Raw genomic sequence first — 14,874 nt, 5'->3', positions numbered from 1 at the left:
TTCCTGAAGGTTAAGCCGTGGCCCGGGCGTTTGCCGCCTGTTCAGCCTTGGCGATTTCCTGATTGCGCAAGATGAAGCGCTGCAGCTTGCCGCTGGGTGTTTTGGGCAGCTCGCTGACAAATTCGATTTCACGGGGATAGGCATGCGCCGCCAGTCGCTGGCGCACGTGCAAGCGCAGGGTTTCGGCCAATTGCGCATCGCCCAGGTAATGCGGGCTCAGCACCACGAAGGCTTTGACCAACTCCGTGCGTTCCGGGTCGGGCTTGCCGACCACGGCGCTCTCCACATCAAAGGGGCCCACGCGGTAGCCGGAGGTGGTGATCACATCATCGCTGCGCCCGACAAAACTGATGCTGCCATCCGGGTTCAACTCCACCGTGTCGCCGCTCAGGTAGTAATTGCCGACGAAGGCCTTGGTCGGGAAGCCCTGATAGCCGCCAAACCAGCACATCGGCGACTGGCTGCGGTCCACTGCCAGAATGCCCGGCTGCCCGACAGGCAGTTCCTGGTGATGCTCATCCAGCACCACGATGCGGTGCCCCGGCGAGGCAAAACCGGCCGCCCCCAAGTGCACCGGGTGCCCGAGCCCGTGGTGATTGCACAGCACCATGCCGATTTCAGTCTGGCCGTAGTGGTCATGGATGGTGACGTCCAAATGCTCGGCAAACCAGCGGATGACTTCCGGATTAAGGGGTTCACCTGCGCTGCTGACGGCCCGCAACTGGCCTTTGACCTTGCTGGAGAACGCATCACCGGCTGCAATCAACAGGCGATACGCTGTCGGGGAGCCGGTGAGGTTGGTGATGGCGTACTTTTTGATCACGCGGCACGTGCTTTCGACCGTGAACGGGCCGTCGTAGAGCGTGATCGGGTGGCCCATCGACAACGGGCCGGTAATCCCGAAATAGATACCGTAGGCCCAACCGGGGTCGGCCAGGTTCCAGAAGGCGTCTTGCGCACGCAGGTCCACGGCGTCCCGGGTGTAGGCCTGAAACGCGACGATGGCTTTGAGAGGAACAAGCAGCGGTTTGGCCGGGCCGGTGGTGCCCGAAGTGAACATCAGCAGAAAAGGGTCTTCGCCGCTCAGCATCACGGGCTCGCAGACCGCCGGGTAGCGCTCCAGCTCAGCCCAAAAGCTGTAATCGCCGCGCACGAGCCCCTGCCCTTTCGGACCGCTCACGGTGACGATGGTCGGGCAGTCATTCACGTCGTCCAGCTTGGGCCGATTGGCGGCGTCCGTGACCACCAGCGCCGCGCCGGAACTGTTAAGGCGGTGCTCGATGGCTTTGGGGCCAAAGGCCGTAAACAACGGTTGGTAGACCGCACCAATGCGCCAGCTTGCCAGTACCACAACCAGCAACTCGACATTGCGGGGTAACAGGCCGGCTACGGTGTCGCCGCGCTTGACCCCTTGGGCCAACAGGAAATTGGCAAAGCGGGCCGCGTGCGTCTGCAACTCGGTGAAGGTGTAGGACGCGCTGCTGGCGTCACGGCCTTCCCAGAACAGTGCAATGCGCCCCGGCAAGGCATGGCGGTCACAGCACTCGACGCAGGCATTGAGAGCCGTCAAATCGCCGTGCAGCGAATGGCTTACGGCACGTTGATAGTCAAAGTCGCTCATCGCGGTCAGATAATCGCGCATCAGCAGAATCCCTCGGTCTTTTTATAGGAATGGGAACCGTCGAAAATCCTGCTGATAATCGCCTTGCGAAGGCTCTGCAACAATGGTCAAACCGCTCAAGCTGGTTGACTGCTTTGGCCAATGAGCGATTGAGCGTGCCTAAAGACGCGGCTTAACGGCCCTCTTTCTGGCGGGCGTTCTCGCGCAAATACGCCAACACGGCCGCTTGATCCCCCGCAAACGCGATTCGACCGGCTTTCTTCTCACGCTGAAACGCATACATCGGATCGTAATATTCGCGCAGCAACGCTTCGATCCACACCCGGTGCATGTCCACCGAGCCGCAACGTTCCTGCTCTTGCAGCGCGCGGGTCATCACGTCCTGCAAACGCTGAAAGCGTTCACCGCCGAGGCGTTTTTGAATATTGGCCAGGCTGTCCAGCAACCGCTGAGAAAACAGCGCGAAACCATGTTCAGCATTTTTAGCCGTGAATTCGGCACACAATTCAATGACGTAATCACGCAGGATGCGCTCGACCCGGCTGTTCAGGCTGTCTTCGAGCCACACCATCGGCGCGGTCTGCATGGTTTGGTAGAGCGGCAACGGCAAGGCGCAACTGCCCACCGTGCGGCTTTCGTCTTCCAGCACAAAGCGCTCAATGCCTTTGTCGCGCTTTTTCAGCACATCAATGGCCAAGCGATTTTCAAAATCAATGTTGGAAGGCTGGCCGGTGGCGCGCTTGCCAAAGCTTGAACCGCGATGATTGGCGTGACCTTCAAGGTCCAGCGCATTGTCGAGCTGCACCAGCACGTCGGTCTTGCCGGTGCCGGTCATGCCGCCGAGCACCAGCAGATCGCACTGCGCCACGGCCTCGTCGAGGGTCTGGATCAGGAACGTACGCAGCGCTTTATAGCCACCGGTGACGCGCGGGTAATCAATGCCGGCATCGTGCTTGAGCCACTGCTGCACGATCTGCGACCGCATGCCGCCACGAAAGCAATACAGGCACCCGTCGGGATGGGCCCGGGCAAAATCGGCCCATGCTTGCAGACGCTCAGCCTTGACCTTGCCCGAGACCAATTGATGCCCCAGGACCACGGCGGCTTGCTGGCCTTGCTGCTTGTAGCACGTGCCCACGCGCTCACGCTCGTGATCGGTCATCAGGGGCAGGTTGACCACTCCCGGAAACGCCCCTTTGTGAAACTCAATCGGCGCACGGGTGTCCATCATCGGCCGGTCATTGAGGAACACCTCGCGCAAGTCGGTTACGTCATGAGCCATCATGCAACCTCAACCGCGTACGTCTGTCGCTCCACCAGACGGCCGATCGGCTCAAGGTGCAAGCCATGCTCGCGAGCCATGTCCAGGAACGCCTCGTTGCCTTGCGGGGTAACAGCGACCAATAACCCGCCGCTGGTTTGCGGATCGCACAATACGCGCTTGTGCAGCTCCTGGATCGGCGAAATCTTGCTCGCGTAACTGTCATAGTTGCGCAAGGTGCCGCCCGGCACGCAGCCCTGCTCCAGGTAGTATTCCACCGCGTCCAGCTGCGGCACCCTGGCGTAATCGATTTGCGCGCTCAAGCCACTGCCGTCGGCCATCTCGACCAAATGCCCCAGCAGGCCAAAACCCGTCACATCGGTCATCGCCGTGACGCCATCGAGCTTGGCAAACTGACTGCCGATCCGGTTCAGCGTACACATCCAGTCACGGGCCACGCCCACGTCCTGCGTGCGCAATTTGCCTTTCTTCTCGGCCGTGGTGAGGATGCCGATCCCCAAGGGTTTGGTCAGGTACAGCAAGCACCCGGCGGTCGCGGTGTCATTGCGTTTCATCTGGCGTTTGTTGACGACACCGGTCACGGCCAGGCCAAAAATCGGCTCGGGGGTGTCAATCGAATGCCCGCCCGCCAGCGGGATGCCTGCGTCATCACACACGGCCCGGCCCCCGCGGATTACTTCCCGTGCCACTTCAGGCGGCAACAGATTCACGGGCCAGCCCAGAATGGCAATCGCCATCAACGGATCGCCGCCCATGGCGTAGATGTCGCTGATTGCATTGGTGGCCGCAATGCGCCCGAAGTCGTACGGGTCATCGACGATGGGCATGAAAAAATCGGTGGTCGACACCACGCCGCGCTCGTCATCCAGGGCGTAGACCGCCGCATCGTCGCGCGATGAATTTCCGACCCACAACTTCGGATCAAGGTTTTGCGCACCGCTACCGGCAAGAATGACTTCAAGCACCTGAGGCGAAATTTTGCAGCCGCACCCTGCTCCGTGGCTGTACTGCGTCAGGCGAATCGGCTCGCTCATAGGGCACCTTCAATGGGTATCAAAGTGCCAGATACTAACAGAGCGGCCGGTGCAGCTGGCGCACGGCATGCGAGACCCGCAACAAATCAGGAAAGATCAGGGCAGTTCCTCAGACGTCAGGGCGATTGCCCCAACCCTCGCGAGCCCGCGCAGGATGACCGGCATGCTGGAAACAGACCCGCCAGTCACATATGTAGTGCCTTAAAATAATCACTACATATGTATTGACGAGGGCTTTTTCCTTTTGCATGATGCAGACGTCTTCCCCACCGGAAGCGCTGGAAAAAGTAGTTGTAAGCATGTTCGACGAGCCGTCGGACTGTTCCGGGATAGGTACTGCCCACAAGGCAGAATTGATGAAGCTGACCTGGTTTGATCGTCCAGAGTCTGGATGAGAGAAGCTGGCGAGACGTCCTCAAGAGGCTTGTGGCTGATGTGTCATGTCACCCGTAGCATTCTGGCTCACGCTGCCCTCCTTCATTTCAGGCTGATGTTGTAGTAGCTGAACTTCACTACTACACGGGACGCGCTCAAGGCAGGATCTGCTTTAGATGGACCCCACGTAGCGCTGCATTGGCAGTTGCGCGAATCAATTGACAGATCAACGAGTGGTCAAGGAGCTAGCGATGAACCTGAATAACCAACCGACTATCAACGAACTGGCTGAACTGTTCGCCGGTCGTAAAGACACACTCGACGATCATATTGTGTGGATCAATGAGGCGGGTGAGGTTCGGGTCGACCCGCTCACCCACTGTGCAGAAGAAACCGAGTTCGAAAAGCAGCATCCACAGATGCGTGCCCGACTCAAAATGTACCGCCGCGGCCAGGGTTATGTGGGCAAAAAGGCCGCCGCGGACAAAGCGTTCATGGCAAAGGTGCTCCAAACCTTGACCCTGACCTGGGAAAAGGCGAAAGCAGAACCTGAGGTTATAAAAGTGAACAGCTACTGCTGATCGAAAGACGGCATTGAAAGCCCCGGAGTCGCTCCGGGGCTTTTTTTATGCCTTGCCGGCAACGGTCTTGACGCAGCTTTCTGTCCCTCGACCCGCCACACCGTTGTGTATGTAGTGCGGTTGATAGTACGACTTGTGCAGCGTGGTGGTGTACGTGCCCTGCGCATCCTGATCCTGGGTCAAGGTGGCCAACCCGATGCCGTAGTCCTTGGCCGCGCTCGCATCGTCATTGGCAAAGTACAGGGCTAGCGTTTGCCCTTTGGCCGCGCCATACCCTGAATACGTGACCGGCGCTGCGGACGTTTCAACCCTGAAGGTCAACTGATAGGCCCCAAACCCCTGTTCGGCGTGGCTGGCGCTCTCGTCCGTCGTCAGCGTCAACACGCCCTTATACGCACCGTCATGCCGGTCATACCCCGAGCATTCATAAGTACCGGCAATCTGTAACGGGTCGGCCGGTGCCGCCATCGTCAGGCCGCAAAACCCTCCCATTACCCCCCACGCAACCACACTCATGCTTCGTTTTGCAGTCACTCGCGACATCATTCATTCTCCACAGCCATTGATGGGGATTACGTTTGAAACGCGAGAAATCTACACCTCGTGACAGCGCGTCTTGTTACCGCTACAGAATGGATTGAAACAGCTTTTTGCAGCCTGCCTGCGTCTTCACGTCAGCTGTTTAACGGCTCACAGCGCCCGCTCCAGCTCAGGTACGGCTTCGAACAAGTCCGCCACCAGGCCGTAATCGGCTACCTGGAAGATCGGCGCTTCTTCGTCCTTGTTGATCGCGACGATCACTTTGGAGTCTTTCATGCCCGCCAAATGCTGAATCGCGCCGGAAATACCGACCGCAATGTACAGCTGTGGCGCAACGATTTTGCCGGTCTGGCCCACCTGCATGTCGTTCGGTACGAAACCGGCGTCAACCGCAGCACGGGACGCACCCACGGCAGCGCCCAGTTTGTCGGCCAGTGCGTACAGGTGTTTGAAGTTGTCGCCGTTCTGCATGCCGCGACCGCCGGATACGACGATTTTGGCTGCGGTCAGCTCAGGACGGTCCGATTTGGCCAGTTCTTCGTTCACGAACGAAGACGTGCCTGCATCGTGAACGGCCGCGACCGCTTCCACCGCTGCAGCACCGCCTTGCGCCGCCACCGGATCGAAACCGGTCGCACGCACGGTGATCACTTTGATCGGCGCTGTCGATTGCACGGTAGCAATGGCGTTACCGGCATAGATCGGACGCTTGAAGGTGTCAGCGCTTTCTACCGAAACGATCTCGGAGATCTGGTCAACGTCCAGTTGCGCAGCCACACGCGGCAGGATGTTTTTGCCGTTGGAGGTCGCCGCAGCCAGGATGTGGCTGTAGCTTTTGCCCAGTTCTGCAACCAGCGGGGCAACGTTTTCAGGCAACTGATGCGCATAAGCCGCGTTATCGGCAGCCAGCACCTTGGCCACGCCCGAAACCTGTGCAGCGGCTTCAGCGATGGCGCCAATGCCCTGACCTGCGACCAGAACGTGGATGTCGCCACCGATTTTGGCAGCGGCGGCTACGGTGTTCAGCGTGGCCGGGGCCAGGGCTTTACCGTCGTGTTCTGCGATTACCAGGATAGTCATGTTTACGCCCTCCAATTCAAAGCACCTTCGCTTCGTTTTTCAGTTTCTCGACCAGTTCAGCCACCGACTTGACCTTGATGCCTGCGCTGCGTGCCGCCGGCGCTTCGACTTTCAGGGTTGTGTGGGTCGATGCCGTGGAAACGCCCAACGCGTCAGGCGTCAGCACTTCAAGCGGCTTCTTCTTGGCTTTCATGATGTTTGGCAGGGACGCATAGCGCGGCTCGTTCAAACGCAGGTCAGTGGTGACGATGGCGGGCAGGTTCAGGGAAACCGTTTGCGCGCCGCCGTCGATTTCACGGGTCACCGCTACCTTGTCACCGGCCACTTCAACCTTGGAAGCGAAGGTGCCCTGGCCGTAACCGGTCAACGCTGCCAGCATCTGGCCCGTCTGGTTGTTGTCGCTGTCGATGGCCTGTTTGCCCAGGATCACCAGTTGTGGCTGCTCCTTGTCCACCACAGCCTTGAGCAGCTTGGCCACGGCCAGCGAGGTCAGGTCTTCGGCGGATTCGACGAGGATGGCGCGATCTGCACCCAGTGCCAGCGCGGTACGCAGCTGTTCCTGAGCCGTGGTCGGGCCGATGGAGACGACGACGATCTCAGTTGCCACGCCTTTCTCTTTCAGGCGTACGGCTTCTTCCACAGCGATCTCGCAGAAGGGGTTCATCGACATCTTGACGTTGGCGAGGTCAACGCCGGAGTTGTCCGCCTTGACGCGAACTTTAACGTTGTAATCGACAACGCGTTTGATACAAGCCAGCACCTTCATGGTTGCTCCTTTGAGGACGGACCCGCGCAACCGGGCCGTCCACGTCTGCGATTGAGAAAAACCGTTAAACCGTGGCCGGTTCGACCGGCAATATCAGTTGATCAGGCACGGCATGTGCGCTATTGCGTGCCACCAGGTAATACACCAACGCGGGCAGCGTCAGACCGATGATCCAGGAAATATCCGTGCCCCCCAGCGACGCCACCAGCGGCCCGGTGTAAAAACTGGTGGCGATAAACGGCAGCTGAATCAGCACCCCAAAGGCGTACACCAGAATACCGCGCAGGTTCCAGCGCCCGTATCGGCCATTCGGGTTAGACAGCGCCGGCACGTCATAGCGCTCTTTGCTGATCAGGTAGAAGTCCACCAGATTGATGGCGCTCCATGGCGTGAAAAACGCCAGCAGGAACAGGATGAATGCCGAGAAATCCTTGAGGAACGAATGCTGCCCGAGCAACGCCAGCGTGGTGGCAAACCCCACCATCAGCAGGATGTACACCAGACGCAGGGCTTTGGAGATCCGGTGATTGCCACGGAACCCGCTGACGATGGTCGCCAGCGACATGAAACTGCCGTAGGCATTGAGGGTGGTGATCGTCACCTTGCCAAACACCACACAGAAATACAGCAGCGCAGCCATAGCCCCGCTTGCCCCCAGCCCCACGATGTAGGACACCTCATGCCCGGCAAACTGGTCACCGGCCAATGCAGCCACAAACACGCCAAACACCATCGAGATCTGCGACCCCACCACCGAGCCCAGCCCCACCGCGAGGAAGGTTTTGAGCGACGAGGTGGTAGACGGCAGATAGCGCGAGTAATCGGCCACATACGGCCCGAAAGCAATCTGCCAGGACGCCGAAAGCGAGATGGCCAATAAAAAGCTGCTTAGCGAAAAGTGTTTATTGCTCAACAACAGGCCCACATCGTTTTGCGACAGCAAGGTGTAGAACAGGTAGAAAAACGCCAGCACCCCAACCACGCTGGCCACGCGGCCAATCATGTGAATCGTGCGGTAGCCCAGGATGGTCAGCAGGACAATCAGGGCCGCAAAAATCAGGATGCCCCACGAATCGCTCACGCCGACCAATTGCCCCACCGCCTGCCCCGCCAGCACCGAGCCGCTGGCCGAAAACCCCACGTACATCAGGCACACCAGCACAATCGGGATCACGGCCCCGTACACCCCGAATTGCACACGACTGGAGATCATTTGCGGCAACCCCAGCTTCGGGCCCTGAGCGGCGTGCAGTGCCATGATGACGCCGCCCAGCACTTGCCCGATCAGCAAACCGATCAGCGACCAAAACACATCACCGCCCAAGACCACGGCCAGGGCGCCCGTGACGATGGCCGTGACTTGCAGGTTCGCCCCGAACCACAGGGTGAACTGACTGAACAACCGCCCGTGTCGCTCGGACTCGGGGATGTAATCAATAGAGCGCTGTTCGACCAGCGAGGCCCGCGGTGAATCTTCGTTGTGCGTGGACATAAGCAGTTCCTTGGGGCTGTCACCGTCGGTGCGCCCATTGTTTTTGGAATGACTTTTCCGATCCTTGACCTGACCTTCACCGCATCCTTGCAACCCTGAGCAGGTGCCTGCGCACCTGCCACGTGCGCGTTACGGGCGGGCGTCGAGCAACGCCCGGGAAATGATGATTTTCTGCACTTCAGAAGTGCCTTCGAAAATCCGCAAAATCCGCGCATCGCGCACGTAACGCTCCAACGGCAAATCACGGCTGTAGCCGTACCCGCCGTGCAATTGCAGCGCAGCATCGGTGATAAACCCGGCGCACTCCGCCGCCACCAGTTTGGCCGTCGCAGAATCAAGGCTGAAACGCTCGCCGCTGTCACGCCGGGCAGCGGCTTTCATGGTCAGCAGGCGGGCACTTTCGAGCTGCGCATACATGTCCGCCAGGCGCCATTGCGTCCCTTGATACGCCGCCAGGGGTTTAGGCCCGATTTGACGCTCACGCACCCAGTTCAAACTGGCGTGCAACGCTGCGCTGGCGATCCCCAGCGACATGGCCGCCACCTCCACCCGCCCACGATCCAGCACCGCCATGGCCGTGTTGAAACCCTGCCCCTCGACACCCAGCAGCGCAGTCTCTGGCAACCAGCAATCGAGCGCCAACTCATAGATCGTGCTGCCGCGCAGACCCATGGTTTTCTCCGGGCTGGAGAAACTGATCCCGGCCGTGCCCTTGGGCACCCTGAATGCACTGATGCCTTTGTGCCCGGCCTCGGCGTCGGTTTTCACGTACAGCACAATGAAGTCGGCTTCCTTGGCATTGGTGATGTAGTGCTTGCTGCCGCGTACACGCCAGCCACCGTCTTCGCGCACGGCACGACTGCGCATGTCGGCCGGATTGGAACCGGCGGCCGGCTCGGTCAGGGCGAATGCGCCCAACCACTCCCCGCTGGCCGCCCGGGGCAACCACTCCTGCTTTTGCTGTTCCGTGGCGCCCAGCAGAATCGAATCGGTGGCCAAAAAGTGCGCCGTCATGGCCGAGGCCGTCGAGGCACAGGCCCCCGCGACCGCTTCCACCACGCGGCTCATCGCCAGGCTGCCGATGCCCAGGCCGCCATAGGCTTCTGGCAGGTTAATGCCCATAAAGCCCAAGTCACCCAACGCCTTGATGCTGGCCAGACAAAAACTTTCGCTCTCGTCGTAATGCTGCGCCAAGGGCTGAATCACTTCGCGGGCGACCTGTTCAGCGCTCTCAACCACCGCGAGCTCTTCTGCATTCATAGTGAAATTCACGGGTTCACTCCTGTTGGATTCAAACCAAAAATGGCGTTGTCAGCCCCCAAGCGTGGGGCTGCAGTAAGGGCGCGGGGTTTACGACCGTTGAAGAACACCGGTTGCGGCACACAAGGCACTGCCGCGCCGGGTGGCTGGAACTGCAACTGACGCACGCGGGCATGCTCGCTGCTGGCGGCTTCAGCCAAATCCCACACCGGCGAGGACGGCACCCCTGCCTCCAGCAAGCCGTCACACAGGTGCTCGACGCTGTGTTGCGCGGTCCATGCCTCAATGGCAGCCCGCAGTTGCGGTTCGTGCCGGGTACGACTGGCGTCGTCGATAAAGCGCGGGTCGATTGCCAGCTCAGGCTGGCCCATGCACTGGCACAGGCGCTCAAACAGCCGGTTGCTGGCGACCGCAATCACCACCAACCCGTCGGCAGCCCGGTAGGTGTCAAACGGGGTGGACACCGGATGCCGGTTCCCCACCAGCCCCGGTGCCACACCGTTGGCATACAGGTTGGACAAACCGGTCATTTGCAGGCTGAACAACACGTCGAACATGGCCACATCGATGTATTGCGCGCCCGGCGCATGGCGCTCGCGGGCAAACAAAGCCGAACTGATGGCCCAGGCGGCGTAGACCCCGGCACACAAGTCCCCGATGGACTCGCCGCTGCGGGTAGGCCCCGTGGCTGCAAACCCGGTGACACTCATCAGGCCCGACATGGCCTGGGCCACAATGTCATAGGCCGGGCGACCCGACAGCGGACCGTCCTGCCCGAAACCGGAAATACTGGCGTAGATCAGTCGCGGGTTGTGCTGCTTCAGCGTATCGAAATCAATGCCCAGACGCCGGGTGACGCCGGGTCGGAAGTTCTCCACCAGCACATCGGCGTCGGCCACCAGTTCGTAAAAGCGTTGACGCTCCGACGGGTCTTTGAAATCAATCTCGACGCTGCGCTTGCCGCGATTGATGAGGCCGAAGTACACGCTTTCGCCCGCCAGAAAAGGCCCCAGATGCCGTGCGTCATCGCCCTCTTGCGGCACCTCGAACTTAATGACATCAGCCCCCAGGTCCGCCAGCATCGCGGTGCAATGCGGGCCCGCCAGTACGCGGCTGATGTCCAGCACGCGCACGCCTTGCAGTTGTTGAGTAAACGGACTGTTGCTCATGGTTGTTGCCTCACAGGGTCGTCAGGTCAGCCATTGACGCAGGCAGGCGTGCACCGTGCAGCCTGTGTGGCCCACGTACGCGCTATCCCGACCTTCGTCAGCGACTATCAGGTGTGGGGGCGGCTCAGCCGTTAATCATCGGCAGGTTCAGGCCCTGTTCGTTGGCGCAGTCGATGGCAATTTCATACCCAGCGTCGGCATGGCGCATCACGCCGGTGGCCGGGTCGTTGTGCAGCACGCGGGCGATGCGTTCGGCCGCTTCGTCGGTGCCATCACACACAATCACCATGCCCGAATGCTGCGAGAAGCCCATCCCCACGCCACCGCCGTGGTGCAGCGAAACCCAGGTCGCGCCGCTGGCGGTGTTGAGCAAGGCATTGAGCAGCGGCCAGTCGGACACCGCGTCCGAGCCATCCTGCATGGCTTCGGTTTCGCGGTTGGGGCTGGCCACGGAGCCGGAGTCCAGATGGTCGCGGCCAATCACGATCGGCGCTTTCAGCTCGCCGCTGCGCACCATTTCGTTGAACGCCAGGCCCAACTTCGCACGCTGGCCCAAGCCAACCCAGCAAATACGCGCCGGCAAACCCTGGAAGCTGATGCGCTCGCGGGCCATGTCCAGCCAGTTGTGCAGGTGCGCGTCGTCGGCGATCAGTTCTTTAACCTTGGCGTCGGTCTTGTAGATGTCCTCGGCGTCCCCCGACAGCGCGACCCAACGGAACGGGCCTACGCCACGGCAGAACAGCGGGCGGATGTAGGCCGGTACAAATCCGGGGAAGTCGAAGGCGTTTTCGACGCCGACTTCTTTGGCCATCTGACGAATGTTGTTGCCGTAGTCGAAGGTCGGGATGCCCTGTTTCTGAAAGGCGAGCATGGCTTCGACGTGTTTACCCATCGACGCCTTGGCGGCGCTGACCACGGCCGCCGGATCGGTCACGGCGCGGTCGCGGTACTGCTCCCAGGTCCAGCCTTTGGGCAGGTAGCCGTTGAGCGGGTCGTGGGCGCTGGTCTGGTCGGTAACCATGTCCGGGCGTACACCACGGCGAACCATTTCAGGCAGCAGCTCGGCAGCATTCCCACACAGCGCAATGGAAATGGCTTTGCCTTCGGCGGTGTAGCGGGCGATCCGCGCCAGCGCGTCATCCAGATCGGTGGCCTGTTCGTCCACGTAGCGGGTGGCCAGACGGAAATCGATGCGGCTCTGCTGGCATTCGATGTTCAGCGAGCAGGCGCCCGCCAGGGTGGCGGCCAGAGGCTGCGCACCGCCCATGCCGCCCAGACCCGCTGTCAGGACCCACTTGCCCTTGAGGCTGCCGTTGTAATGCTGGCGACCGGCTTCGACGAAAGTTTCGTACGTGCCTTGCACAATCCCCTGACTGCCGATGTAGATCCAGCTCCCGGCTGTCATCTGGCCATACATGGCCAGGCCCTTGGCATCCAGTTCGTTAAAGTGTTCCCAGGTCGCCCAGTGCGGCACCAGATTGGAGTTGGCGATCAGCACGCGCGGCGCATTGCTGTGGGTTTTGAACACGCCCACCGGCTTGCCGGATTGCACCAGCAAGGTCTCGTCGTCATTGAGGTGAGTGAGGCTTTCGACAATTTTGTCGTAGCAGTCCCAGTTGCGTGCTGCCCGGCCAATGCCGCCATACACCACCAGCTCGGTCGGGTTCTCGGCCACTTGCGGGTCAAGGTTGTTCATCAACATCCGCAGCGGGGCTTCGGTCATCCAGCTTTTAGCCGTAAGACGGGTGCCACGGGCGGCGCGGATTTCACCGTCGCGGTGACGGGTGTGAGCAGTTGTCATGCAGTAATCCTTCATCAAATGGCATCAACGACATGAGGTGCAGTGCGCCAACTGCGCACTTATACCAACCTGTATGTACAAGTGAATGCAAGTGAAGGGCCAACATGCAACGCGCCTTCTCAGGCGCGTGCCATGACAATAGGGAAATATTATTTAAATCAGGACGTTATAAAAATTCAGATTTTCACGACTCAGCTCGCTCTTAGCGAAAGCACGTGAAAAGTTGCCGCAACTTGGTGCACAGACCGGCAAAAAGGTAACGGAACTGCACCAAAAGTAACGCGGGTAACACGCCCACCCGCGCCAACGCCCACTCAGTGCCCACACTGCCCTTGCAACCGATAGCGCGAGCCCGGATACACCAGTCGCGCGCACCCCACCACGCCTTGGGCCGACCAGGTGCGGCGGCGAATCATCAGGCACGCTTCGTTTCGTTTGATGCCCAGCAAACGGCACTCCGCCGAGGTGGCATGAATGGCTTCCACCACATGCTCGCCCCCGGTCAGCGGCGCAAGGTCCATCAAGTAGGCATAGGCCGTGGTGCGGGTGAAGTCCTGCTGCAAATAAAGAGGCGCAATCTGCGCATTGACGAAACGCTCCTCGATTTGCACCGGCACCTCGTTTTCGTAATGCACGATCACCGAATGAAACAGCCGCTCGATGCCGTCCAGGGCGAAGGGCAAGGTCGGGCTGGCCTTGGCCGGGACCTCTTCAAGCACCATCACGTCGCTGCGGTGTACATGGCCGCGATCAGCGATTTCCTGAGCGATATTGTGAATTTCGAACAGCGCCGCCGTGCCCTTGGGCATCGCCACAAACGTCCCCACGCCTTGCATGCGCACCAGCAGGCCTTCGATGGTCAGCTCGCGCAAGGCACGGTTGATGGTCATGCGGCTCACGCCCAATTGCTGGAGCAACTCGCTTTCGGACGGCAACTTCGTATTGGGGAGCCAGGCACCGGAGCGGATTTTCTGCACGATGGCCTGTTTGACCCGCGCGTACAGGGGCGCCGGGCTTTCAAGTGAGAATGACTCGAGGGGCGAATGGTCATCGACAGACTGGGACACAACAACTCCTGTTTATTGATTGGGGCAGGCCCGTGCGTCGCGCCAGTCTACCCGTCGCGCAGTCGCAGACAAACAGGGGCTTAACGCGGCATGTAATCGCGCTGCCAGCGGCGCGGGATGCGCAAGGAGATCACACCGAGCACGCAGGCAAACCCCGCGCTGAATAACATCGCCCTGACCCCGAACCGGGCCTCCAGCCAGGCGCCCAACACCGCGCCTAGCAACATGCCGCTCCAGGGCACCAGTTGCACGCGCCAGCCGCTCTTGCGCTCGCCCAGCAGCCAGCGCCCCAGACCCCGGCCGAAACGCGACAGCGCCCCGGTCACGTACGTGAGCCCCACCGGCAACCCGTTGACCTGCTCCACAGCCGCATTGAGCATGCCCATCGCCAGAATGGCCGCCAGCAAGGCCGGCACCTGCGACGCAAATGGCACCAGCCCGGCGGCACACAACAGCCCGGCAATGACCAGCATCAAGGGCAAGGCGCGGCGTCCGCCCCAACGCCCGAGCAAAATGCCCAGCGTGTTGCCTGCGATGAACGCCAGCACGGCAAAGAACAGGCGCAACACCAGGCTCGCATCCCCCTGACTGATCGCCACCGCCAGGCGCGTGGTGTTACCGCTCATGAACGACACGAAATCGCCCGTGGCCAGAAACCCGATGGCATCGGTCATGCCAGCCAGCACCGAAAGGCTCGCCACCAACCCCAAGCCGACCCGCCCTCGCCAGGCTCGCACGCGCAGGTGTACGGGGTTGATCGGGGGTCTGAGCGGAGCAGGTAACATCGGCACAACCTCTTAAGGATG

Annotated in this window: 13 protein-coding genes; 1 reads left to right on the top strand and 12 read right to left on the bottom strand. The window is 60.7% G+C overall.

Annotated features, from left to right (window positions below; genetic code table 11):
* Positions 1-10: 10 nt before the first annotated feature.
* The 3 genes from IF654_RS10655 to selD form a co-directional block, all read right to left on the bottom strand.
* Positions 11-1,642 (bottom strand): AMP-binding protein, encoded by a 1,632-nt coding sequence (locus tag IF654_RS10655; RefSeq protein ID WP_194862493.1) that lies wholly within the window; start codon positions 1,640-1,642, stop codon positions 11-13.
* 151 nt (positions 1,643-1,793) lie between these two features.
* Entirely contained in the window at positions 1,794-2,903 is a 1,110-nt protein-coding gene (gene mnmH / locus IF654_RS10650) for a tRNA 2-selenouridine(34) synthase MnmH (RefSeq protein ID WP_094988451.1), read from the bottom strand.
* Complete coding sequence (selD, locus tag IF654_RS10645) at positions 2,903-3,937, bottom strand: selenide, water dikinase SelD (protein ID WP_047281759.1); 1,035 nt, start codon at positions 3,935-3,937, stop codon at positions 2,903-2,905. The genes mnmH and selD overlap by 1 nt, the downstream gene beginning before the upstream one ends.
* Positions 3,938-4,563: 626 nt before the next feature.
* Here selD and IF654_RS10640 point away from each other — a divergent pair.
* The gene (locus tag IF654_RS10640; RefSeq protein ID WP_047281758.1) at positions 4,564-4,893 is read left to right on the top strand and encodes a hypothetical protein; all 330 of its coding nucleotides are present in this window, start codon (positions 4,564-4,566) and stop codon (positions 4,891-4,893) included.
* A gap of 45 nt (positions 4,894-4,938) precedes the next feature.
* Here the strand turns inward: IF654_RS10640 and IF654_RS10635 are convergent, their stop codons facing one another.
* From IF654_RS10635 to IF654_RS10595, 9 genes are all read right to left on the bottom strand, one after another.
* Entirely contained in the window at positions 4,939-5,409 is a 471-nt protein-coding gene (locus IF654_RS10635) for a hypothetical protein (protein WP_139053281.1), read from the bottom strand.
* Between the two features lie 174 nt (positions 5,410-5,583).
* The gene (locus tag IF654_RS10630) at positions 5,584-6,513 is read right to left on the bottom strand and encodes an electron transfer flavoprotein subunit alpha/FixB family protein (RefSeq protein ID WP_047273576.1); all 930 of its coding nucleotides are present in this window, start codon (positions 6,511-6,513) and stop codon (positions 5,584-5,586) included.
* Between the two features lie 16 nt (positions 6,514-6,529).
* Positions 6,530-7,279, bottom strand: coding sequence for an electron transfer flavoprotein subunit beta/FixA family protein (locus IF654_RS10625; protein ID WP_083333808.1), 750 nt, complete (start codon positions 7,277-7,279; stop codon positions 6,530-6,532).
* Between the two features lie 64 nt (positions 7,280-7,343).
* Positions 7,344-8,771, bottom strand: a complete 1,428-nt coding sequence (locus tag IF654_RS10620) for a purine-cytosine permease family protein (RefSeq protein WP_169881006.1) — start codon at positions 8,769-8,771, stop codon at positions 7,344-7,346.
* Positions 8,772-8,900: 129 nt separating this feature from the next.
* A complete protein-coding gene (locus tag IF654_RS10615) occupies positions 8,901-10,043 on the bottom strand; it encodes an acyl-CoA dehydrogenase family protein (RefSeq protein WP_047272944.1) in 1,143 nt (380 codons plus the stop codon).
* Positions 10,040-11,200: a CaiB/BaiF CoA transferase family protein gene (locus IF654_RS10610; RefSeq protein ID WP_194862494.1), complete on the bottom strand. Its 1,161-nt coding sequence runs from the start codon at positions 11,198-11,200 to the stop codon at positions 10,040-10,042. Before IF654_RS10610 ends, IF654_RS10615 begins: the two co-directional genes overlap by 4 nt.
* Positions 11,201-11,324: 124 nt before the next feature.
* Positions 11,325-13,001: a urocanate hydratase gene (hutU, locus tag IF654_RS10605; protein ID WP_083333812.1), complete on the bottom strand. Its 1,677-nt coding sequence runs from the start codon at positions 12,999-13,001 to the stop codon at positions 11,325-11,327.
* A gap of 314 nt (positions 13,002-13,315) precedes the next feature.
* Positions 13,316-14,068, bottom strand: a complete 753-nt coding sequence (gene hutC / locus IF654_RS10600; protein WP_047282457.1) for a histidine utilization repressor — start codon at positions 14,066-14,068, stop codon at positions 13,316-13,318.
* An 80-nt stretch (positions 14,069-14,148) separates the two neighbouring features.
* On the bottom strand, positions 14,149-14,853 hold the full coding sequence (locus IF654_RS10595) for a YoaK family protein (RefSeq protein ID WP_047274762.1): 705 nt from the start codon (positions 14,851-14,853) through the stop codon (positions 14,149-14,151).
* Positions 14,854-14,874 lie beyond the last annotated feature (21 nt).

Source organism: Pseudomonas lundensis, from assembly GCF_015377145.2.
GTDB classification, from domain to species: domain Bacteria; phylum Pseudomonadota; class Gammaproteobacteria; order Pseudomonadales; family Pseudomonadaceae; genus Aquipseudomonas; species Aquipseudomonas lundensis.
Note: the sequence above shows the minus strand (reverse complement) of the source record. Positions and strands in the feature narration are given on the sequence as shown.